Origin of the sequence: Bradyrhizobium lablabi, assembly GCF_900141755.1 — a bacterium.
Lineage (GTDB): Bacteria > Pseudomonadota > Alphaproteobacteria > Rhizobiales > Xanthobacteraceae > Bradyrhizobium > Bradyrhizobium lablabi_A.
On record NZ_LT670844.1, the window covers coordinates 5,997,655 to 6,019,702 of the forward strand.

Sequence of the window (22,048 nt, forward strand, 5' to 3'; positions counted from 1 at the left end):
ATATTGTCCTTCATTCTCATCGGGTTGCAAAACCCGAGAGAAAAAACTCGGATAAAGGGCGATGCATTCTGAATGTCAGCGGCAATCGCAATCTCCTCCGAAAATAGCCGTCGAATCCGGCGCGCTTCCGTCTGGCTCGAAAATCGAGCGCCCGCCGAAGAAGTCGTGATGGTCGGAGCAAGTCTCGACGCGGCCAATGAGCTCACGCGCAATGTCGTAAAGTACCGAGGTGCGGCATTCGGTTGGCATCGGCTGACCCTTTCCCAACTGGCCGCATCGGTTGCTGCGTCCGAGCTTGCCAACAAGGGGTTGACGCCGGTCAGCCGGATTGCAACCGATGCGATCGTCGCACGATTTCTTCACAATTTGAAAGCGGACGGCAGGCTCGGTCGCTTCCAGCCCATCGCGGAGACGCCGGGATTTCCGCGTAGCATTGCTCGCGTAATCACAGAACTGCGGTTGGCGGATGTCTCGCCAGAGAAGATCAGTGCTGCGGCACCCGATATCGCGCTATTGATTGAGGTTTACGAGGCGGAGCTGCAAAAGGCAGGTCTCATTGACTGGCCGGGTACGTTGATGCTTGCAACCGAGGTCATCCGATCTAGCGGCAGCGCAAGCAGGTTAGTCGGCCTTCCGACGTTGCTGCTCGACGTTCCGGTCGCCAACAATGTTGAACTAGCCTTCGTACGCGCGTTTGTATCAGCCGCCCCCGAGGTGCTGGCAACAATCCCCGCGGCCGATGAATTCTCGATCAATCGCACTTGCGAAGCACTCAAGGTTCAAGCCGAAGATCTTGATCATGAGCACGAGGACGAAGGTGCCCTAGGACCAATCGGCACTTTGGCCAATTTGCAACGACAGTTGTTTCATGAACAACAAGCGCAGCAAGACGTAACCCACGATGGGGCCGTCGAGGTGTTCTCCGCTCCAGGTGAGGGTCGCGAGTGCATCGAGATTGCGCGACGAATCCTTTCAATTGCGCGTGGCGGCCTTCCGTTCGATCGCATCGCAGTGCTGTTGCGCTCGCCGGAACACTATCGCGCGAACCTAGCGGAGGCGTTCGGTCGCGCCGGAATACCTACCCACTTCGTGAGAGGTACGACCCGGCCAGACCCGTCGGCGCGTGCGTTCTGTGCCTTGCTCAAGTGTGCGGACGAAGGTCTGTCGGCCAGCAGGTTTGCCGAATATCTCTCGCTTGGACAGGTTCCCGACGCAGGCCCTGACGGGGCCCCGCCGCAAGCTATCCCGTCGAATGAACGGTGGGTCGCTCCAGATCCCGAGGCAGTAGCGCCGGTGCCGATCATGGAAATCGATGACCCTGTCGAGTTTCCGAAGGCGGCGGCTCCAGGCACCGAGCTTTTTGTGCAGCAGCCCGTCGCAGATGGAAGGCTGAGAGCACCTGGCCGCTGGGAGCGCCTTCTGGTTGAGGCAGCGGTGATCGGAGGCCGAAATCGTTGGCGACGCCGCATCGACGGTCTTGGTGCTGATCTCCGAAGAAAACTCCTGGACGCTGGGCGAGAGGATGAAGCCCGGGAGGCGATGTTTGCGCGCATGCTCGAGGATCTAACCTCGTTTTCAGCTTACGCGTTACCGCTTATTGACACCCTTGCCGATCTGCCGTCTGCGGCAAACTGGGGAGACTGGATCGAACAACTCGGAGCGCTGGCAACGCGCGCGGTTAAACAGCCCGATCGGGTACTTGCGATCCTCGCGGAGCTCGCGCCGATGGCGCCGGTCGGACCTGTCGCCTTGAGCGAAGTGCTGCTGGTGCTTGAAGACTTGCTTCTGGAAGTATCAGTGCCGCCGGCTTCGCCGCGGTACGGCAAAGTTTTTGTAGGTCCACCAGATGCGGCTCGTGGTCTCAGTTTCGAGGCCGTCTTCGTGCCGGGGCTAGCCGAGAAGATGTTTCCAGGAAAGATCGTCGAGGAGCCGATCTTGCTCGATGTCGTGCGCGGGATGATCGATAGCAGCCTTGCAACGAATCAGACCCGGCTCGCAACTGAACGTCTTGCCTTGGCACTTGCGGTCGGCGCCGCAGATCGGACGATCTGTTTCTCTTATCCGCGTGTCGATCTCGACCAGGCGCGGTCGCGAGTTCCTTCTTTCTATGCGCTTGAAGCAGTGCGGGCGGCTGAGGGCTTGCTCCCTGATTTTGCGGGCCTTGCCAAACGCGCAGAGACAGCAATCGTCACCCGGCTAGGCTGGCCGGCACCGCCCGATGCCGCCGATGCGATTGACGATGCCGAGCACGACCTCGCCGTTCTCGGGCGCCTTGTGACTCAACCGCAAGCCGAGGCCAGCGCTGCCCGATATTTGATGACCGTCAATTCCTATCTCGCCCGATCATTGCGGTCGCGCTATCAACGGTGGGGGAGTTCCTGGACGCCGGCCGATGGCCTTATCAGCCGGACCGAAAATATTCGAACCCTTATGGCGCGCCACGGCCTTGCCGTTCGCAGCTATTCCCCGACCGCGCTGCAGACTTTTGCACGGTGTCCATACAAATTCTTCCTTCAGACGATTCAAGGTCTTTCTCCGCGAGAGGTACCGGAAGCGATAGACCAGATGGATCCTTTGCAGCGCGGATCGCTCATTCATGACGTCCAGTTTCAACTCCTCGCACAGCTCCGACAGGAAAGTCTGCTTCCAGTGCGCGCTGCAAATCTCGAAAGAGTGCAAGAGGCGCTTGAACTAGTCATTTCTGCGGTTGCCGTTCGTTACCATGACGATCTTAACCCCGCGATTGAGCGCGTGTGGGAGGACGGGATCAGCGCAATTCGTGCCGATTTGCGCGAATGGCTGAGACTGGCCAGCGAGGACGAGTCAGGCTACGTGCCCGCAAACTTTGAGCTGACATTTGGCATGGAGCGCCCCGACTGGAATCGTGTCGACCCGCAGGCAGAACGCGGTGCCATTCACCTCGAATCCGGCGTCCAGCTTCGCGGTTCAATTGACCTCGTCGAGCAGCACCCAACAGGCATCGCCCGAGTAACCGATCACAAGACCGGCGCTATGGACAGCACGCCGAACCAATTGATTGGAGGTGGTAAGTCCCTTCAACCTTTGTTTTATGCACTTGCGGCCGAGAAACTACTTGCAGGACGGTCACAAGTCCGTTCGGGCCGGCTTTACTTCTGCACGTCGATCGGCGGTTTCTCTGAGCACGTCGTCACCCTCAACGATGAGGCTCGAGCTGCGGCCGTTCAAGTTGTTGAGACGATCGATGCAGCGGTAACGGCACCATTTTTGCCAGCAGCTCCGGATCAGCGTGAATGCGAGTACTGTAGCTATCGGCCAGTATGCGGTCCATACGAGGAACGGCGTGTGACTCGTAAGTCTCAACAGCGCCTTGAACAACTCTTCGCGTTGAGAGAGTCGCGATGAACGAATTGGGAGACGGAGAGGCGCGACGGCGCATCCTGACCGAGTTCGGATTCACGTTTTTCGTGGAAGCTGCCGCTGGTACCGGCAAGACCAGCGCGCTGGTCGGGCGCATCGTTAGTTTGGTTCGAACTGGAACTGGAAGGCTCGAACAGGTTGTCGCAGTGACCTTCACTGAAAAGGCTGCCGGAGAGATGAAGCTTCGTCTCCGCAGTGAGATCGAGAAGGCGCGCGCCCAAGCAACGAGCATTGAGCGCAACAGATTGGATCAGGCGCTCAGAGAGTTGGAGCTCGCGCGCATCGGGACGATACATGGCTTTTGCGGCGATATTCTTCACGAGCGGCCAATCGAGGCGGGGATTGATGCGCTCTTCGCAGTGGCCTCGGAAGACGAGGCTGAAGCAATTGCCGACCAGGCGTTTGACCGTTGGTTTGAGAAGATTCTCGAGGAACCCCCGGAGGGCATTCGGCGCGTACTTCGCCGCCGCGCGCGAGGGCAGCGTCCGCGCGATCAGTTGCGCACCGCGTTTCATACCCTCCGAGGACATCGTGATTTTCCGGCAAGGTGGCGGCGCGATCCATTTGATCGTGATCGCGCAATCGACGCATTGATTGAAGAACTACGGAACGTCGGCGCGCTCGCGACAAGCAGCTCTTGGACGGACGACTATCTTACCCGCAGTCTCACCGAAATCGCGCGGTTTGCGGGAGAATCGACGCGTCTGGAGGCCGTTCGCGGTCGCGACTACGATGGTCTTGAGGCAAGTCTTCGTAGTTTTACAAGACAGCGTAGTTGGTCGTGGAAAGGATGGGCTGGAACCAAATTTGGGATGTTCTCCCGAGATGACGTGCTAAGCCGCCGCGATCGGTTGAAGGCAAATCTGGCTTCTTTCATTGCGGCGAGCGATGCCGACCTCGCTCCCATTCTTCACGAAGTCCTGCAGGATCCGATTGCCGACTATGAGCGACTGAAGGCGAAGGCAGGCAGGCTCGATTTTCTCGACCTTCTAATCAAGACCCGTGATCTTGTCCGTAACGACGCTCTTGTGCGAGGCGAGTTGCAGCGCCGTTATACCCATTTTTTTGTCGACGAGTTCCAGGACACAGATCCTCTTCAATCGGAGATTCTCCTTCTGCTGGCTTCCGAAGACCCGAAGGAAGCCAATTGGCGAGCCGCATACCCGATCCCGGGCAAGCTCTTTCTGGTCGGCGATCCAAAGCAATCCGTTTACAGATTCAGGCGCGCCGACGTCTCATTTTATGAGGATGTAAAGTCGCAGCTTCTCGCACAAGGCGCTGTGTTGCTTCATCTGACGACGAGCTTTCGTGCCCCCCCGTCAATACAAGACTTCGTCAACGGCGCCTTCGCTCCAGCGATGGCGGCCGGGCAAGCGGGCGGCCAGGCGACCTATGTTCCGCTGGGCCATTCGCGGCTCGAGATTGCCGGTCAACCGACGCTCATTGCGCTTCCGGTTCCGCGACCGTATGGCGAGTATGGCAACATTACAAACCGGAGCATCGAAGAATCCTTTCCCGATGCGGTGGGCGGTTTCATCGACTGGCTCATCAACGAAAGCGGATGGAAGATAGAAGAGGAGGGGGCGCAGGTGCCGATCAAGCCCCGCCACATTGCGATCCTTTCCCGGCGCTTTCGAAATTTTGGTGCCGATGTTACTCGCCCCTACGTTCGCGCGCTGGAGTCACGCCGCATTCCGCACGTGCTGATGGGGGGCCGGTCGTTCCATGACCGCGAGGAAGTTATCGCTCTCCGGACAGCGATCGAAGCAATCGAATGGCCGGACGACGAGCTAAAGATTTACGCGACGCTGCGTGGCCCGTTCTTCGCGTTCAGCGATGAAGCTCTCCTTGCATTTCGCCAATATGTAGATGCAGATGGCGTCGTGAAACGTCGACATCTTAATCCGCTGCGATCAATCGACCAATCCATACTTGATTCTGCCGGTGGACAGGTTGCTGACGCCTTGGCGCTGTTACGCCGCCTCCATGCTGGCCGCAACTATCGTCCCATCGCGGAAACAATTGGTATGTTGTTAGAAGCAGTGCGTGCGCATGCCGGCATTGCACTTTGGCCGACCGGGGAACAAGCCCTTGGCAACTGCCAACGAATGATCGACATGGCGCAGCATTTCGAACAGCGCGCCTTCTCCTTCCGTTCCTTCGTAGAGAAACTTGAGACTGACGCCGAACGCGGCGAGGTCGACGAGGCGCCGATCGTGGAGGAAGGTACTGAAGGCGTCCGGATCATGACTGTTCATAAGGCGAAGGGCCTGGAATTTCCGGTGGTAATTCTCGCCGATCCAACTTGCACTGCAACGCGCGACACTCCAAGTAGGCACGTCAACCCGGCCCGGCATTTGTGGCTTGAGTCGATTTGCGGATCGACGCCCGTCGAGCTTCTTGAAGCAGCCGCTGAAGAGTTACAGCGTGACGAGGCAGAGGCAACCAGGCTTGCATACGTCGCGGCAACACGCGCGCGCGACCTCTTGGTCATGCCAGTGACTGGCGACCAGCCATTCGGCGGTTGGCTCAACGTGCTCAATCCAGCGCTCTATCCGGAGAAAAATGGGCGCCGGATCGCTGAACTTGCCCCCGGTTGCCCAGAGTTTGGAGAGGACAGTGTGCTTGAGCGGGGGCCGAAAGGCCGTGCGCCTCCCGAGGGGCCGGTTCGTCCAGGTTTGCATAGACCGATAACCGGCGGCCCGGCGATTGTCTGGTGGGATCCCACGAAGATCACACTCGACGTTGACGAGCTGACCTCGCTCAGACACCAGCGTCTCTTGGAACCGAGTTCAGACGGATCTACCGTATCCAAGAGCGAAGAGGACTATGCCGCATGGAAGAATGCTCGGGAAAAATTACAGCAGGTCAGTTCACAGCCTTCGATAAGCGTGCAGACAGTCACTTCACTTGTTCGTGCTCGATCGTTTGAGGAGTCTCCCGATCAGGGTACCGGCGATGCAACGAGGAGTTATCCAAGCGTTGAAATCGAGGTGCTGGACCGCGGTGCGTTCGAACGGCCGGGCGGACGCCGGTTTGGCGTTCTCGTTCATGCGCTTCTCTCCTCAGTTGAGTTCGATGCCGGCATCGACGCGATTCGATCAGCGGCCACGATCGCCGGAAGGATCGTGAATGCGACGGAGGATGAAGTCAAAGCAGCCTCCGCTGTCGTTCAGGATGCGCTTGAGCATCCGATCCTGCGAAGGGCTGCAGCCAGTGGCGGGAGGGGGAAGCTCCGCCGCGAGACGCCGGTATTGCAGAAACGAAAAAATGGCACCCTCATTGAAGGCGTAATCGATCTCGCATTTCAGGAGGAAGAATCAACCTTTGCAGGGTGGACGGTGCTAGATTTCAAGACTGACCGCGAGTTCGATCGATCTTCGGAACGGTATGTTGACCAAGTGAGGATGTATGCTGAGGCCGTTGCAGCCGCGACGGCAACTTCAGTTAGAGGTTTCGTGTTGGTCGTTTGAACAACTCGTTGGCTCAGCTCGCTCGACCCCATATCGGGTCAGGCGGCCGGTCGAATGGTCACTTGCTTCCCCGCGACGCAATCGCTCGAGTTGATCGGTGCATCCAAAGTAGCTCGTCGGCTTGCACCGCGGCCCAGCCAACCTCGGAGACGTTGATGTTCAGTCAGTGAGGTTCCTAGGCCAGCAAATACAGCGCTGCTGATTGCTTGTTGCTGGCAGCGCAGGTGGTTCTCAAGAAGCTTGTGTCGAGTAATGTAACCGGCATTCACGCCGGGAATGGCGTGGTTCATTAGCAGCTTTGCGTCGAACTCGGACACGCCGGCTGCAGTCGCGATGGTTCGGAAGCTCTGGCGAAGATCGTTGCCCCACTTCGACAGCGTGGCTCGATCTTCCTTTCCCTCGGCTAAATGCCCTGATGCACTGTCGCCTGGGAATAACCAGTCTCCGCCGTTCGACGGATACATTTGGCGGCTAAAGCGAATCGCCCGTATGAGGCACAGGATCATCTCGCGCGATAACGGAATATCGAACGCGCGCTTGACGCCGCCCTTAGGCTTAGGAATGTGGACTATGCGCCGCCGAAAATCGATATGGCTGGGCTGTATCTCCTGCAATGCCGCAGGACGACAGCCAGACAGCAGCGTGAACAGATGGAATTCACGCCGGACTGGATTTTCGATAGCCGCCAACTCAGCAAACCAGCCTTCCAGGTCGCTGGTGCCCATCCCAGTATCGCGACGCTTCTCTTCGTTCCAGTCAATTGCGTCTGCCGGGTTGTCGGAAGGCAGCGACTTGTTGGTCTTGCTGGCATGATTATAAACAGCACGTAAAGTTCGCATGCTTCCATTAGCCATGTAAGGACCATTTTCATTGGTGATCTCGTCGTGTCTCTTCGCCACACGAGCCGGATCTGATGCAAGCTCTTGCAACGGCGTATCGAGCCAATCCACGAAAATTCGCTCTACGTGATCGCGGTAACCTTCGATGGTGAGCTCGCTGCGCCCCTTCCGAACTAAGTGAGCGTCCAGATATCGCTGCCAGGCCTCCTTAAGTGTAACACCTCGCAACGTCGCGGCCGTCTTATTTCCAGCCGTTTCGGTCTGACTGGTCCTTGGGCTTCCCTTCTCATCCTTCGGATGCTGTCCTCGACTGATTAGGGCCAAATACTCCTTTGCGGTAGCGCGTGCACTCCGTGTCGATATCTCATCGGTGCCACCAATCGCCACCCTAATGGATGATGCGCGCTTTCCGTCCTGCCTGAGATCGCCTTGGACCGTGAATGTCCTCTTCCGCTTACCTACGACAACGAAGAAGCCCTTCAGTTCGGTATCTCGAACCAAATACCAACCATCCTTTGGGGTTGGTAATCGAGCGATCGTCTTGTCAGTCAGCAGAATCCGGAGGTCGGCCATGGAAGCGTCTCGGGCAACTAAAACGGTTTTAAAACGGTCTTGGCGAGGCGGGGAGTTCGAAGGTGTGCATTCGACAGTATGCGAAACTATACGAGAAATGCCCTATAATGAAAGACTATTTGAATTTCGATCGCAGCGTAGCGTGCATTTAAGAACTGCAGCGCAGACCGATTTTTTAACTCTTAATCATCGGGTCCCAGGTTCGAGCCCTGGTGCGCCCACCAAGCTTTTCAAGAATTTGGCATCAGATGCCACTCGGCCAGAAGGCTTCATTTGATTTTGCTTCAGTTTTGGTGAGGCTCGACGAGGTTCGTTGTAATCCGAATGGATGGTTTCTGGTGCGAAACTGGCGCGGCGCACGCTTGGTCGTTGTGCTGACGAACTTCCGCTCAATCGGCCGGATCTAGAACTGTCGCGTAATGAATGCACATGCCAACGCACTACGCAGCTCGCGCCAGCCACAGCTCCTGAATGTTGCTTGCGTCGCCAGTCGGCTATGCGGCGTTGTTTCGAAGCAAGGCAGCTAATGGCGGCTGCAAAGCGGACATTTGCCAAAATATCGACGTCGGCAAAGTGCCATTGCGGCTGTAAGTCATCCGCACGAATGATCTGACAGGACTACTTCCGCTCGACGGCGTAACGTGACTTCATTTCGTCGAATGAAAATTGAAAATGCATATCCCGCCGCAATAAACAGGACCAATGAGATCACACTCAGTACTCCGGAAATCTTGTAAATTTCGCCGCCGACCGCATAAGCGCCGAAGCCGAACAGACACGCCCAGCAGACTCCACCAGTTATATTGAAGAAGAAAAATCGACTTGGCGGCATGCAATTGGCGCCTGCAAGCAAAGCCGCAAACATTCGCAGCACTGCAATGAAACGCCCAAAGAACACGACGGCGTTGCCATACTGAAAGAAAAGATATCGACCGATCAGCAATCGATCCTCATCGAGGCGGATGTACCGACCGTATCTGCGAAGAAAGGGCAAACCAAGGCGACGCCCGACCATGTATCCCATACCGTCCCCGACAATCGCACCCGCTGCAGCTGCCGCTACAACGACGACGATATTGATCTGACCGGTGGTGGCGGCAAGCAGTGCAGCGGCAATGAGAACTGTCTCTCCGGGGAGAGGCACGCCGGCACTTTCTAACGCAACAATACCAAAGATGATCCACGGGCCGTAGATCGGGATCAAGCTAATCAAGACATCGGACAAAGAAGCAAACTCCATCTCAAGACACGACAACAAGCCTCGCGGCGAGTTGCCTTGATGTTGGATTCGAAATGTTGACGGTATTTCATACTGCTTCACCGGATAGTGAGATGTTGCAAGTGAACGATTTGTAACTAGCCGGCCATGGAAAGGTCATCCGCCGGCTCATATCTCTGTGGGCGCAGGGTCCGTCATTCTTTGCCATTGGTCCAATGGATAAAAACGCACAGCTTCATTGGACATTCCGATGGCCATCCTGCCCAGTCTTCAACAACTCCGCTTTCTGTGCGCCCTGGCCGAGCAATGTCATTTCGGCCGCGCCGCGGAAAGTTGTGCCGTCACGCAATCGACGTTGAGCGGAGGGATCAAGGAGCTCGAGGTACGGCTGGGCATAACGCTATTTGAGCGCAGCCATCGCCACGTGATGCTGACGCCTTTGGGGAAAGAGATCGCGACCCGCGCCCAGCGCCTGCTGGTCGACGCCGAAGAACTGGTCGGGTTGGCCCGCAACGCGCACGAGCCGTTGTCCGGGCCGCTCCGGTTCGGGGTAATACCGACGGTCGGACCTTATGTCCTGCCCCCACTGCTGTCGCACCTAGGCACTGCGTTGCCGAAGCTCAAGCTGCAAGTGCGGGAGGCTCCGACTACAGTCCTGCTGGACAAGCTCGCCAGAGGAGAGCTCGACGTTTTGCTGGTGGCCGTTCCTTACGAGCTTGGCGATGTCCAGACGATGCAAATCGCGGAAGATCCAATCGTCGTGGCGATGCCGCGCAACCATCCTCTTGGCCATCACAAGGTGGTCAACCGCGATGACCTGGCCCGCGAGCAGGTTCTCTTGATCGAGGACGGACACTGCCTGCGCAGCCATTCACTCCAGGCGTGTCGGATCGTGAATCCGGTTCGCAATGAGGTCTTCCAAGCGACCAGTCTGCGAACGCTTGTTCAGATGGTCGCCGCGAATCTTGGTATCACGCTTATTCCCCAGATCGCGGTGGATTCGGAACTCGCTTCAACTCGCGATGTTGTGATCCGACCGCTCTCTCCAGACAGGCCGTACCGGACACTGGTCCTCGCCTGGCGGCCGACATCCTCGCGCGGCGCCGAATTCAGGATGCTCGGAAATCTTATCCGAGAGTGTCTGACTGGTCCCAAGAAAGCATTTGCGCCTGACCGGGACACTGCAGCTCTACCAGCGCGCTGACCGCCATCGTCCTTTTCTGCGCTGATAACAGCGCAATCGGCTGCTCCGATTACTGTCTTCGAAATTTCCCGTTAGCGATCCGCAGTCGGGCAACGATATGAGGCCGGGCAGGAAGTTCGATGATCACTGATGGCTCCTGCCCATCGAAAGGAAAATTCATGACTGTACGAAGAACGACGATGGTATTGGCAACCGCCCTGCTTGCCGGATCGCTGCTTGCGACGGGTGCGCAGGCACGCGGCGGTGGTGGCGGAGGCGGTGGCGGCGGTGGTGGCGGCGGTGGTGGCGGACACGGTGGCGGCGGCTTTAGTGGCGGCGGCTTTGGCGGAGGAGGTCACATGGGCGGTTTCGGCGGAGGTCACATGGGTGGCTTCGGCGGAACTCACATGGGAGGGTTTGGCGGAGGTCACATGGCGGGCTTTGGCCGAGGTCACTATGGCGATGGAAGGGGTCACTATGGCTACGGCTATGGAAGACATGGCTATGGCCATGGACGATATGGCTACGGCTATGGACGACGTCATTTCGTTGGCGGCGGCTTTTACGACTACGACTACGGCCCTGGTTGCTCGTATTACACCCCCTACTATTCGCCATACAGCTGCACCTACTACTGAATGGTGGGCTGTGCGAAAGCCGCCGCCGCGCGGCTTTCGCAATTTCAAGGGGCTCACCTGGCGAACAAACCGCTCTGCCAGGTGAGCCACCAACCCAACTCGGGGCATATTGGCGAGTTTGTTGGCGCAAGTGCAGAAAAGACAGGCAAATGGCCCTGCCTCTAGTCTTGATCCGAACTTGCAGTAACCGGCTCGCTATCGTAGTCCTCGACCATGTCACTGTTCATCATCCGAAGACTGTGGCTGGCCGCCTTGGTGTGCCTCACCGTTCTGGTCGTCAGCTTCATCTTGACACGCCTTTCCGGCGATCTGGCCGCTTCGATCGCAGGTCCGAACGCGACCGCGGCCGATATCGCGATCATCACCAAGAATTACGGCCTCGATCGGCCGCTGGTCGTGCAGTTTCTCGATTGGGCCGGCCACGCTGCCGAAGGCGACCTCGGCCGATCCTTCCTCTACCATGCGCCGGTTTGGGGACTGATCCGTGATCGGCTGCCGGTCACCCTGACGCTTGGTCTGACCGGCCTTGCGATCGCGCTGTTGGTCGCGCTGCCGCTAGGGATTCTGGCGGCGGCGCGGGAGGGCTCGGCGATGGACCGCGGCATCATGATGGTGGCGCTGCTGGGGCAAGCGATGCCGGGCTTCTGGTTTGGTCTGGTCCTGATCGTGCTGCTTGGCCTGGACCTGCAATGGTTGCCGATTTCGGGCGTGGACACCTGGCAGGGCTACATCATGCCCGGGGTCGTGCTGGCCTTCTCGGCAATCCCGGCGCTGATGCGGCTGACCCGGTCGGGAATGATCGACGCATTGGCTGCGGATTACATTCGTACCGCGCGCGCCAAGGGGCTGAGCCGGGCGAGCATCGTCCTCAAGCACGCGCTCCGCAATGCGGCGATGCCGGTGGTATCGATCGCGGCCGTGCAGCTTGGCTTCATGCTGGGAGGGTCGGTGGTGATCGAGTCGGTATTCGCACTGCCGGGCGTCGGCTATCTGGCCTGGGAATCGATCACCAAAAACGATTTTCCGGTCGTCCAGGCCGTGGTGCTGTTCCTGGCCGTCATCTACATCGCACTGACCTTGCTGGCCGACATGATGAATGCGGTGCTCGATCCGAGGCTTCGGGGATGAGCGGTGATGTGATTGTGCAGACTGTGCCGGGGCGCCGGCGATTACCCGCCTTTCGTCACCTGGCCACGCTGCTCGGGGCTGTCATCGTGGGCACCGCGCTGCTGGTCGCGATTTTCGCACCCTATCTGACGCCGCACGATCCATTCGCTCAGGATCTCAACCTGCGCCTCATCCCGCCGGTGTGGATGGACGGCAGCCAGCCGACGCATCTGTTGGGCACCGATCAGATCGGGCGCGATTACCTCTCGCGCCTGATCTTTGGCACGCGCATCTCGATGCTGATCGGCGTGCTGACCGTCATCACATCCGGCCTGATCGGCGTCACGCTCGGGATCGTCGGCGGGTTCTATGGCGGGCGGACCGACGACTTCGTCATGTTCCTGATCACCTCCCGCCTGTCGATCCCGCTGATATTGGTGGCGCTGACGGTGGTGGCGCTGGTTGGCAGTTCGCTTGCGGTGGTTATCCTGACGCTGGGACTATTGCTGTGGGACCGATTTGCCGTGGTGGCGCGTACCACCACAATGCAAGTGCGTAACCTCGATTACGTCGCCGCGGCGCAGGCGGCCGGTGCCTCGCGCGTGCATATTCTGGTGCGCGAGGTGCTTCCCAACATTGCCAATCATTTGGTGGTGGTGGCAACGCTGGAAATGGCACTCGCGATCCTGCTTGAAGCATCGCTGTCATTTCTCGGCCTTGGCGTGCCGCCACCATTGCCGAGCTGGGGTCTGATGATCGCCGAGGCCAAGGAATACATGTTCTTCAGCCCGTGGGTGATCATGACTCCAGGCGTCGCGCTTTTCGTGCTGGTGCTCGGCATAAATCTCCTGGGCGACGGGCTGCGCGACCTGTTGCGAGCGGATCTGCGGCGATGACTGCCTTGGTACCAGACCCGGTTCTCAGCGTCGCCAATCTGCGTGTGTCGTTCTCCCAGACGGAAGCGGTGCGCGGCGTGTCGCTGTCGGTTGAGCGCGGCGAAACGCATTGCCTGGTCGGCGAGTCCGGCTGCGGCAAATCAGTGACCGCGTTGTCGGTGATGAACCTGCTGCCGCGCGGCAGCATCCGCACCGCCGATCACATCCGCTTTCACGGGCAAGATCTGCTGGGCATGTCGGAGCGCCAGATCGCACGGCTGCGCGGCGACAAGATGGCGATGATTTTTCAGGAACCGATGACGAGCCTGAACCCGGCCTACACGATCGGGTCGCAAATGTCAGAAGTGCTCGAACGCCACCGTCGGGCCACGCGGCGCCAGGCGATGGACAGGGCGGCCGAATTGCTGGAGCGCGTCGGCATCACCGCGCCGGGCATGCGGCTCGCCCAATATCCCCACCAGCTCTCCGGCGGCCTGCGCCAGCGCATGATGATCGCCATGGCGCTGATGTGCGAACCGGAGCTCTTGATCGCCGACGAACCGACAACGGCCCTCGATGTGACGGTGCAGGCGCAGATTCTGCGGCTGCTGCAGAAGCTGCAGCGGGAGTTTGGGCTGGCATTGCTGCTGATCATGCATGATCTCGGTGTGGTGGCGCGCATGGCGCAGCGAGTCTCGGTGATGTATGCGGGCGAAGTGGTTGAAACCGGCACGGTGGCCGAGGTGTTCGCCAAGCCCACGCACCCCTACACGCGAGGGCTATTGGACTGCATTCCCGTGCCAGGCATGACGCGGACCGGCGAGCCCCTGGGCAATATTCCGGGCGTGGTACCTCGCATACCGCCTGGCTTCGTGGGTTGCGGGTTTCGCGACCGCTGTACTTTGGCGATACCGGAATGTGCCCAAACCGTGCCGCGGCGCGATGCCGGCGGCGATCATTGCTATCTCTGCCGGCTGCCGCCGGATTGGAAGCGAGCTGCCGCGGCATGACGCATGCGATCGAGGTTCGGAATGTGTACCGGGAGTTTCAGCAGCGCAGCGGTGCGGGCGCGCGTCGCCCGGTGCGCGCGGTGGACGGGGTGACGTTCTCGCTTCCCTCGGGCGATGTTCTGGGTGTTGTGGGCGAGTCCGGGTGTGGCAAGTCAACGCTGGCCCGCCTCATCATGGGCTTATTGCCACCAACTTCGGGCGAGGTGCTGGTGGATGGACGGAGCCTCGCCGGCATGGACCGGCGCGAACGCGCCCGACTGATCCAGCCGGTGTTTCAGGACCCGTTCTCCTCGCTCAACCCGCGCCAGCGCATTCGGGAGATCGTCGGCCTGCCGCTGGCCGCGCAGGGCGATCTGCCAAAAGCGCGGCAGGCCGATCGCGTCATGGAGATGCTGGCGCGGGTTGGAATTTCCAGCGAGATGGCCGAGCGCATGCCCGGCCAACTCTCCGGCGGCCAGCGGCAGCGTGTGGCCATCGCGCGTGCCCTCGTGCTCCACCCGCGCATTGTGGTGTGCGACGAGCCCACCAGCGCGCTGGACGTGTCCGTGCAGGCGCAGATTCTCAATCTGCTGGCGGAATTGCGGCGGGAGCTTGGACTGACCTATCTCTTCATCAGCCACAATCTGGCGGTGGTGGAACACATCGCCACGGAAGTGGCGGTCATGTATCTCGGCCGGATCGTCGAACAGGCGCCGGTGCACGAGCTGTTCCGCACCCCCACCCACCCCTATACACAGGCGCTATTGGCCTCCGTGCTGACACCGGATCCTGCGCTAGGCATTCCCGATGTCGGCCTGGGTGACACCTACCCGGATCCCACGAATATCCCGCCGGGCTGTCGTTTCCACCCACGTTGCCCGAGCGCATTCGCGGAATGCGCGGCAACGATGCCCGACAACATCCGCAAGGATGGCCGTTTGGTCGAATGCCTGCTGGCGGTTCAGCCATAACGCAGTCGCCGGCCGTTCTGTATCGGGTGCGGCTGCGCCGACCGGTTAAAACCCCGCCAATTCCTTTCACTTCCAGCTGGACAAATAGAAGCGCGGCACATCGTCCGGAAAACCCTGGAAATTCAGCTGCTTTGAAAATGCGACATAGCGGACGTCGCTGAACAGCGGGATGAAATCGACGCGTTCAGTGGCGAGGCGGATCGCCTCGCTATAGGCCTTGCGGCGCAGCTCGGAATCGACGGTGGTGCCGGCCTGTTTCAACAGATTTTGCACGTCGGCATCGTGGGCGTAATCGTCCAGTCCGCCACCGAGCCAGTAGGGCATGAATGCCGAGACATCATTGATGGAATTGCTACCCCAGCTCCCCGCATACATCGGCGCCTTGCCTGCTTCCGCCAGCTGGATGGCAGCGCCGATCTGGAGCTGGTTGATGCGCAGGTTGATGCCGACCGCCTTGAGATAGTTCTGCAGCGCCGCGCCAAGCGCCGTTGGGGCATAGGATACGACCTCCGTGTCGAAGCCGTTGGGATAACCTGCCTCGGCCAGAAGCTGCTTGGCCCGGGCGGGGTCGTATGGATATTTCACGGCTGCCGATACGTCGCAACCGAACTGGCTTGGGAAACAGGGCGTATCGATGACGTGCGAGTCGCCCTGGATCAGCTGCTTGGCCATCGTGGCGCGGTCGATCGCCGAGATGATCGCCTGCCGCACCTTCAGCTTGGTCAACGGATTATCGGCGCCTGAACGGCCAGCGCCGTCGATGGTCATGAAATGGACCCGCATGGTGCCGAACCGCACCGATTCCAGATTCGGCATCCGGGCGATATTCGCGAACTGGTCGGCGTTATAGCCCCAGATCCAATCCGCCCGTCCGCCGAGCAATTCGGTCAGCTCGGTGGTAGCGTCGGGCACTTCGTGGATCTTGATGTAGCGGATGGCGGGCCGGCCCTTCGGGCTATCGGCGTAGTAGCCATCATACCGCTCCAGATCGATCTCGGTGGTGCCGTCGACCTTGGTGATCTTGTAAGGGCCGGTGCCGATCGGGGCATGGGCGTACGCATCGGCACCGATTTTCTCGCGATAGGTTTTCGGCCAGATCGGCGTGACCATCGCCAGGTACTCCATCACGGCCGGCGACACACCGGTCAGCTTGAGACGCACGTGAAAGTCGTCGATCTTCTCGGCGCCGGCGAAGGACGCGTAATAGGCGGGGATTGCCACCTGTTTGTCGTGGATGATGTCGTTGATCGTGTACACCACGTCATCGGCAGTAAACGGGTCGCCGTTCTGGAACGTCACGCCCTGGCGCAGCGTGAAATCGATCGTGGTCGCATCGACCTGCTTCCAAGAGGTCGCCAAGGCAGGCTTGATTTCCATGGTCTGGGGATCGCGATACACCAGGCAGTCGAAGGCCTGGAACGCCACGACCATGCCGGTGCGCTGCGAGTTGTAATAGGGGTCGACATCGGGAATGGCATCGCGCCAGGTGATGCGGAGCGTGTCAGCCGATTTTTGCGCAAACGCCGGGGCCGCCATTACCAGTGTCGTGCAGGCGGCCAGCAGCGCGCCGCGGAGCCAGGTATCCGATCGCATTTATTTTGTCCTTTCAATTCCCAAACGCAGATGACCCATACGACGCCGGGAATCTACGGCGCCGGAAAACAGAGGCAACCCGCATGCCAACACGCTGGCTGGCGGGCCGGTCCCGCACCGGGCGGTCTTTACCGAAGCGGTGACCTGATCTACCCGTGATCGATGGCCGCGAGCAACCGTTTCAGGAAACCGTCGACGGCCTCACCATCGATCCAGCGAACCACGGCCACGAGATCATGCTCCGGATCGACATAGACCATGTTGGTGCCGTTGCCGACGTGGGCGAATGCGGTGGGCGGTGCACTTGGCCAGCGCTTCCGATCGGTGTTGAGAAACCAGTTCATATACCCATAGATCGGTTCGGGCTTGGTCGGCGTGCGTGCCTGATCGATCCATCGATCCGAAAGCAATTGACAATCTTTCCACTTGCCGCCACGCAGCGTGAGATAGCCGAAGCGGGCCATGTCGTAGGCATTGATATACATGCCGCCGCCCCAGTGCCCGCCGCCGGTCACCGACTGCATCAGGCTGCCATCCAGCACCACCCATGAATTCTCGTAGCCGAACCAGCGCCAAGTGTTGGAGGCACCGATCGGGTCCATGATGTTTTCCTTCAGGACCTGCGGTAGCGGCTGTCGCCAGACGTTGAGGGTTGCGAGCGCCAAAACATTGGTGCGGACATCATTATATTTGTAGAAGGTGCCCGCCTTGTTGCGTGGCGAAGCCCCCCATTCCGCCGGATTGTCGCTGGGCCGGTCCGCCCAATCCGGCTTCCCCCACAACGTGCCTTCCCAATCGCTGGTCTGCCGCAACAGATTGTCCCAGGTGATCGTGCGGTTGTGCGGCGATTCAAACAGGAACAGCAGATCGGGCGTGGTGAGCCGATCCGATTTGTTGGTGGTCGAGGGCGGAGCGAAGAGCTGGATCGGGGCGACATAATCCCTTACCGCGTCGTCGACGCTCCTGATCATGCCCCGCTCGACGGCAATTCCGACGACGCTGGAAAGGAAGCTCTTGGTAACGCTGTGGGTCATATCTACCCTGAGCGGATCTCCCCATTCAGCGACGATGTAACCCTTGTGAATGATGATACCGGTCGGATCACCGCGTTCCCTGATCGGCCCGATCGCGTAGCCGAACGGTTCGCGGCCGAAGTTTTGATAGTGGTTCATCACGAGATCGCGGGGCGCCTTTGTCTCCCCGGCGATGGCAAAATCGATTGCCTGCTTCAGGAGATCGGGACTGACGCCCGATTCTGAAGGCGTCCTATGCTGCCAGGTTGCATCCGGGTAATAGGTTGCACCTGGATTTGCGTCTCTGTCAGGTTGATCGGCTGGCCCACGCAGACTGGAACAAGAAGCCATTACTTTCCCTTCAATTAAGATTCTTCAGGTGCCCGACCGCTGGCTGACAGGGCTTCAGCAACGATATCCTCCGTACCCTGACCGCCTACCAGTTGGTCGGAAGCTTGGGCCTCGAAGCCGCCTTGGATCAGGCCGCGGTGCTGTTATCGACAATGTGAACGCGGAAGTCACGTCTGGCAAAATCAAATTTTACCCAGCGACGTTGCAACAACGCTATGGGTCCGGCCGAGTCCGGTATTGGCGGATACTGTTGAAAAAGTCGAAAACCAAGGGGCTCCGAAAATCTCGCGAATGTTGAATGTTGGTGATCTCAGCCGCTGTAAGGCTCTGCAGAACCGATACGAGCGTCAGTGGTTGCCTTTGCGCTAATCGATGTGGTCCCTCCCATCGCAGCACGTGAGACGCACCAGTGGTCCTGAGAATTTTCTGTCATCAGCCAAAAAGGACTTCTTCAACACTATCGGCGCAAAGCAGACCTTCATTGGGCTGATTTCGGCGAGCGCGTCGGCGGTCGTCCCTGCGCATACACGAGGAATCTTGCGGCATAGACCGCGTCCAATTGACGTCCCTGGTGCCGAGACGCATCGTGTGCTGAGCCCACCCATTCGATCCAGAACTGCTTCGCGCATTTTTCGCAACGTCATCCGGAATTCGCCCGCGGTGCTACGATGCGCCCAACGAAGCGCAATCGGATCGTCAAAAAGGAGGCGCGATTGCAGCATTCTGCGCGGAACCGGGTTGTCGAGCTTGGACGAATCTCCAAGAACGATGTCGCATTCGTCCGTTCCGATCCGGATCTCAACGCTTGGGTTCAGGCGCTGCGTTTGCTTCCGGCGACGCCGGTTTCGGAAGCCGACGTTGTTGCATGGGTCGAAGGACCGCTGCGACGATTCTTCCCGTTCGAGAGATTCGGGGGCGCCTATGGGAACCTGCTGGGCGGTCGAATCCGGATGGGCTTATTGCTGTCGAGCGGGCATTCGCCGGAATATCTCGCAAGTCTGCGAAGCACTTTCGATTTAAAAATGCTGGGCTGCTTTGCGTGGTAGGTGTCCAACCGGAAGCCCTTCATATTTATGAAACAGGCGCGCTCGATGAACCAGGGGTGCGAAGGTTCGCAACAAGGCAATCACTCGAAGAGATGAAACGGTTCTCGCTGGGCGTCGTCGCTGCACACGGCGTCATCGATCCGTTTGTCAATGCTGGTACCTATATCAGCTTTTCAGGTGTGCCCGGAACTCAACCGAAGCGGACGCTTGCAGCGCTCGATTTGATCGCGCCTGTTCTACACACACTCTTCCTCCGAACAAAACAGGCCGAGGAATCAACGATCGATTTGATGGTGTTGACGGATCGGCAGAGAGAATTGGTTGATCTCGCCGTGATGGGATTGTCCGATAAGGCGATTGCCTCACGCTTGGCGATTTCGGATCACACGGTCGGGAATCACTTTCGCGCGATCTATGCCAAGCTCGGTATCGGCAAACGTAGCCAGCTCATCGCACTGCTGAAATAGTCTGTTGAATAGTACGAACGTGCTATCGATCTGATGACCGGATTCATGCTGTTAATGCGCGCGCTCAACCGTCACGGTTGACGCGGGGTTGCTGGAACTACAGCGGGCAATCCGTTTAATCTAAAGTGATGTCGGGTTGGGGTTGGATTAATGGTCGATGCTGGAGGCGTCGCCACTGGTCAGCGCGCGCCTATGGCACCGCTGACGTCGGTCGATACGGGCCTCGGCTGCCTTGGGCTGGTTCTGGCGCTGTCCGGGGAAGCGTTCGATCTCGATCGGGCGCGCCGTGAGTTTTTGGCTGATGGCAGCCTCGCCAGCTGCGATGATCTGGTCCGCATCGCACGGGCGCAGGGCCTAAAAGCCCGCGTCAGCCGCTCCTCCGTCAAGCGGGTTCGGGCGATTTCGCTGCCGGTGATCGCACGCGGCCGCGACGGTGCATTCTTCGTGATCGGGCGCCTGATCGAGACCGGCGTGCTGGTCGGCCACGCCGGCGGTCCGCCGGTCGGCTGGACCTTGGAACAGCTGGAGCGCGAATGGACCGGTGAGGTCGTGCTGGTCGCCAAGCGCGACCGGCTCCCCGGCGAGGTCGCGCGCTTCGGGCTGCGCTGGTTCATTCCGGTGATCAAACGGTTCTCGAAAGTGCTGGCCGAAGTGCTCGTCATTTCGGTGTTCATTCAGCTCGTGGCCCTGGTATCGCCGCTGTTCTTCCAGGTGGTGATCGACAAGGTGCTGGTGCATCGCGGGCTCACTACGCTGGAAGTGCTGGTGATCGGCCTTCTGGTCGTCAATGTCGCCGACGCGCTTCTGAACTGGCTGCGCACCTACGCCTTTGCCCATACCACGAGCCGGATGGACGCCATTCTCGGCTCGCAGCTGTTCCGTCATCTGGTCGCGCTGCCGATCGGCTATTTCGAGAGCCGCGCCACCGGCCAGACCGTGGCGCGGGTGCGCGAACTGGAAAACGTGCGGCAGTTCATCACCTCTTCGGCGCTGACCCTGGTGATCGACGTGGTGTTCGGCCTGATTTTTCTTGCCGTGATGTTCTGGTACAGCCCGCCGCTGACGCTCGCGGTGGTGATCTCGATCCCGTTTTACGCGGTGATCTCGCTCGTGATCACGCCGGTGCTGAAGGCGCGCGTGCAGGAGAAATTCCAGCGCGGCGCCGCCAACCAGTCGCTGCTGGTGGAGAGTCTTGCCGGCATCCAGACGCTGAAGGCCTGCGCGGTCGAGCCGCAGATGCGCCAGCGCTGGGACGAGCAGCTCGCCGGCTATATCGGCGCGTCGCTGCGGGTGGTGACCTTGGGCGCGGCTGGCTCGCAGCTGGTCGGCCTCGTCAACAAGGTGACGAGCGCCGCGATCCTGTGGTTCGGCGCCCAGGCGGTGATCGGCAATCAGCTCACCATCGGCGAGTTCGTCGCCTTCAACATGCTGGCCGGCCAGATCAGCGGGCCGGTGCTGCGGCTAGCGCAGCTATGGCAGGACTTTCAGCAGTTCCGGCTCTCGATCGAGCGGCTTGCCGACATCATCGACACCCCGACCGAGCCCAACAGCATCAGCGCCAAGCAGAACCTGCCGCCGATCCAAGGGCACTTGCGATTCGAGAACATCGTGTTCCGCTATCGCGCCAGCAGCCCGGAAATCCTGCGCGACCTCTCGCTGGAGATCCGCGCCGGCGAGGTGGTCGGCATTGTCGGCCGCTCCGGCTCCGGCAAGTCGACGCTGACCAAACTGCTGCAGCGGCTCTACATGCCCGAGCGTGGCCGCGTCATGGTCGACGGCCTCGACATCGCGCTCTTGGATCCGGCCTGGCTGCGCCGGCAGATCGGCGTGGTGCTGCAGGAGAACGTGCTGTTCAACCGCTCAATCCGCGAGAATATCGCGCTGGTCGATCCCTCGATGCCGCTGGAGCGCGTGATCCACTCGGCCCAGCTTGCTGGCGCCCATGAGTTCATCCTCGAACTGCCGCATGGCTATGACACCATTCTGGAAGAGCGCGGCGCCAATCTCTCCGGCGGCCAGCGCCAGCGCATCGCGATTGCCCGGGCGCTGGTCACCAATCCGCGTATCCTGATCTTCGATGAGGCGACCTCGGCGCTCGACTATGAGAGCGAGCGGGTGATCCAGAGCAATATGCGCGCAATCTGCCAGGGCCGCACCGTGCTGATCGTGGCGCATCGGCTCTCGACCGTGCGCAGTGCCGACCGCATCCTGGTGATGGAGCGCGGCCAGCTCGCCGAGGCCGGCACCCATGATGCGCTGATGCATCATGACGGCCTCTACGCCAATCTCGTGCGCCAGGCGACGGGGTGAGC

The 22,048-nt window shown here is 59.8% G+C and carries 14 protein-coding genes; 10 read left to right on the plus strand and 4 right to left on the minus strand.

Annotated elements, in window-relative coordinates; translation table 11 throughout:
• Positions 1 to 72 precede the first annotated feature (72 nt).
• Together B5526_RS27955 and B5526_RS27960 are read left to right on the plus strand one after the other, a co-directional pair.
• The gene (locus B5526_RS27955; RefSeq protein WP_079543011.1) at positions 73 to 3,384 is read left to right on the plus strand and encodes a PD-(D/E)XK nuclease family protein; all 3,312 of its coding nucleotides are present in this window, start codon (positions 73 to 75) and stop codon (positions 3,382 to 3,384) included.
• Positions 3,381 to 6,872, plus strand: a complete 3,492-nt coding sequence (locus B5526_RS27960; protein ID WP_079543012.1) for a UvrD-helicase domain-containing protein — start codon at positions 3,381 to 3,383, stop codon at positions 6,870 to 6,872. Before B5526_RS27955 ends, B5526_RS27960 begins: the two co-directional genes overlap by 4 nt.
• 38 nt (positions 6,873 to 6,910) lie before the next feature.
• Here B5526_RS27960 and B5526_RS27965 read toward each other — a convergent pair whose 3' ends face one another.
• Both B5526_RS27965 and B5526_RS27970 read right to left on the minus strand, forming a co-directional pair.
• Positions 6,911 to 8,284 (minus strand): tyrosine-type recombinase/integrase, encoded by a 1,374-nt coding sequence (locus tag B5526_RS27965; protein ID WP_079543013.1) that lies wholly within the window; start codon positions 8,282 to 8,284, stop codon positions 6,911 to 6,913.
• A gap of 592 nt (positions 8,285 to 8,876) precedes the next feature.
• A complete protein-coding gene (locus tag B5526_RS27970) occupies positions 8,877 to 9,524 on the minus strand; it encodes a DedA family protein (RefSeq protein ID WP_079545503.1) in 648 nt (215 codons plus the stop codon).
• 229 nt (positions 9,525 to 9,753) lie between these two features.
• Between B5526_RS27970 and B5526_RS27975 the strand changes: the two genes are divergently transcribed.
• From B5526_RS27975 to B5526_RS28000, 6 genes are all read left to right on the plus strand, one after another.
• Positions 9,754 to 10,707, plus strand: a complete 954-nt coding sequence (locus B5526_RS27975) for a hydrogen peroxide-inducible genes activator (protein WP_079543014.1) — start codon at positions 9,754 to 9,756, stop codon at positions 10,705 to 10,707.
• A 158-nt stretch (positions 10,708 to 10,865) separates the two neighbouring features.
• Entirely contained in the window at positions 10,866 to 11,324 is a 459-nt protein-coding gene (locus B5526_RS38675) for a hypothetical protein (protein WP_197688370.1), read from the plus strand.
• A gap of 213 nt (positions 11,325 to 11,537) precedes the next feature.
• Positions 11,538 to 12,452, plus strand: coding sequence for an ABC transporter permease (locus B5526_RS27985; protein WP_079543016.1), 915 nt, complete (start codon positions 11,538 to 11,540; stop codon positions 12,450 to 12,452).
• Positions 12,449 to 13,327, plus strand: coding sequence for an ABC transporter permease (locus tag B5526_RS27990; protein WP_079543017.1), 879 nt, complete (start codon positions 12,449 to 12,451; stop codon positions 13,325 to 13,327). The genes B5526_RS27985 and B5526_RS27990 overlap by 4 nt, the downstream gene beginning before the upstream one ends.
• Positions 13,324 to 14,316 (plus strand): ABC transporter ATP-binding protein, encoded by a 993-nt coding sequence (locus B5526_RS27995; protein ID WP_079543018.1) that lies wholly within the window; start codon positions 13,324 to 13,326, stop codon positions 14,314 to 14,316. The genes B5526_RS27990 and B5526_RS27995 overlap by 4 nt, the downstream gene beginning before the upstream one ends.
• Entirely contained in the window at positions 14,313 to 15,266 is a 954-nt protein-coding gene (locus B5526_RS28000; RefSeq protein WP_079543019.1) for an ABC transporter ATP-binding protein, read from the plus strand. Before B5526_RS27995 ends, B5526_RS28000 begins: the two co-directional genes overlap by 4 nt.
• 66 nt (positions 15,267 to 15,332) lie before the next feature.
• On the opposite strand, the gene B5526_RS28005 is transcribed toward B5526_RS28000, so the two are convergent.
• Positions 15,333 to 16,859 (minus strand): ABC transporter substrate-binding protein, encoded by a 1,527-nt coding sequence (locus B5526_RS28005; protein ID WP_079543020.1) that lies wholly within the window; start codon positions 16,857 to 16,859, stop codon positions 15,333 to 15,335.
• A 149-nt stretch (positions 16,860 to 17,008) separates the two neighbouring features.
• A complete protein-coding gene (locus B5526_RS28010; RefSeq protein ID WP_197688371.1) occupies positions 17,009 to 18,031 on the minus strand; it encodes a serine hydrolase domain-containing protein in 1,023 nt (340 codons plus the stop codon).
• Between the two features lie 1,330 nt (positions 18,032 to 19,361).
• On the opposite strand from B5526_RS28010, the gene B5526_RS39145 reads away from it, so the two are divergent.
• Together B5526_RS39145 and B5526_RS28020 are read left to right on the plus strand one after the other, a co-directional pair.
• Entirely contained in the window at positions 19,362 to 19,736 is a 375-nt protein-coding gene (locus B5526_RS39145; protein ID WP_244562073.1) for a helix-turn-helix transcriptional regulator, read from the plus strand.
• Between the two features lie 150 nt (positions 19,737 to 19,886).
• On the plus strand, positions 19,887 to 22,046 hold the full coding sequence (locus tag B5526_RS28020; RefSeq protein ID WP_079543022.1) for a type I secretion system permease/ATPase: 2,160 nt from the start codon (positions 19,887 to 19,889) through the stop codon (positions 22,044 to 22,046).
• Positions 22,047 to 22,048 lie beyond the last annotated feature (2 nt).

Bases quoted from the DNA above. Each gene is read 5' to 3' on its own strand.
- B5526_RS27960 (WP_079543012.1), top strand. From the start codon at position 3,381: ATGAACGAATTGGGAGACGGAGAGGCGCGACGGCGCATCCTGACCGAG.
- B5526_RS28000 (WP_079543019.1), top strand. From the start codon at position 14,313: ATGACGCATGCGATCGAGGTTCGGAATGTGTACCGGGAGTTTCAGCAG.
- B5526_RS27985 (WP_079543016.1), top strand. From the start codon at position 11,538: ATGTCACTGTTCATCATCCGAAGACTGTGGCTGGCCGCCTTGGTGTGC.
- B5526_RS28010 (WP_197688371.1), bottom strand. From the start codon at position 18,031: ATGAACCACTATCAAAACTTCGGCCGCGAACCGTTCGGCTACGCGATC.
- B5526_RS27995 (WP_079543018.1), top strand. From the start codon at position 13,324: ATGACTGCCTTGGTACCAGACCCGGTTCTCAGCGTCGCCAATCTGCGT.
- B5526_RS27965 (WP_079543013.1), bottom strand. From the start codon at position 8,284: ATGGCCGACCTCCGGATTCTGCTGACTGACAAGACGATCGCTCGATTA.
- B5526_RS28005 (WP_079543020.1), bottom strand. From the start codon at position 16,859: ATGCGATCGGATACCTGGCTCCGCGGCGCGCTGCTGGCCGCCTGCACG.
- B5526_RS27990 (WP_079543017.1), top strand. From the start codon at position 12,449: ATGAGCGGTGATGTGATTGTGCAGACTGTGCCGGGGCGCCGGCGATTA.
- B5526_RS28020 (WP_079543022.1), top strand. From the start codon at position 19,887: ATGGTCGATGCTGGAGGCGTCGCCACTGGTCAGCGCGCGCCTATGGCA.
- B5526_RS39145 (WP_244562073.1), top strand. From the start codon at position 19,362: ATGAAACGGTTCTCGCTGGGCGTCGTCGCTGCACACGGCGTCATCGAT.
- B5526_RS27955 (WP_079543011.1), top strand. From the start codon at position 73: ATGTCAGCGGCAATCGCAATCTCCTCCGAAAATAGCCGTCGAATCCGG.
- B5526_RS27975 (WP_079543014.1), top strand. From the start codon at position 9,754: ATGGCCATCCTGCCCAGTCTTCAACAACTCCGCTTTCTGTGCGCCCTG.
- B5526_RS38675 (WP_197688370.1), top strand. From the start codon at position 10,866: ATGACTGTACGAAGAACGACGATGGTATTGGCAACCGCCCTGCTTGCC.
- B5526_RS27970 (WP_079545503.1), bottom strand. From the start codon at position 9,524: ATGGAGTTTGCTTCTTTGTCCGATGTCTTGATTAGCTTGATCCCGATC.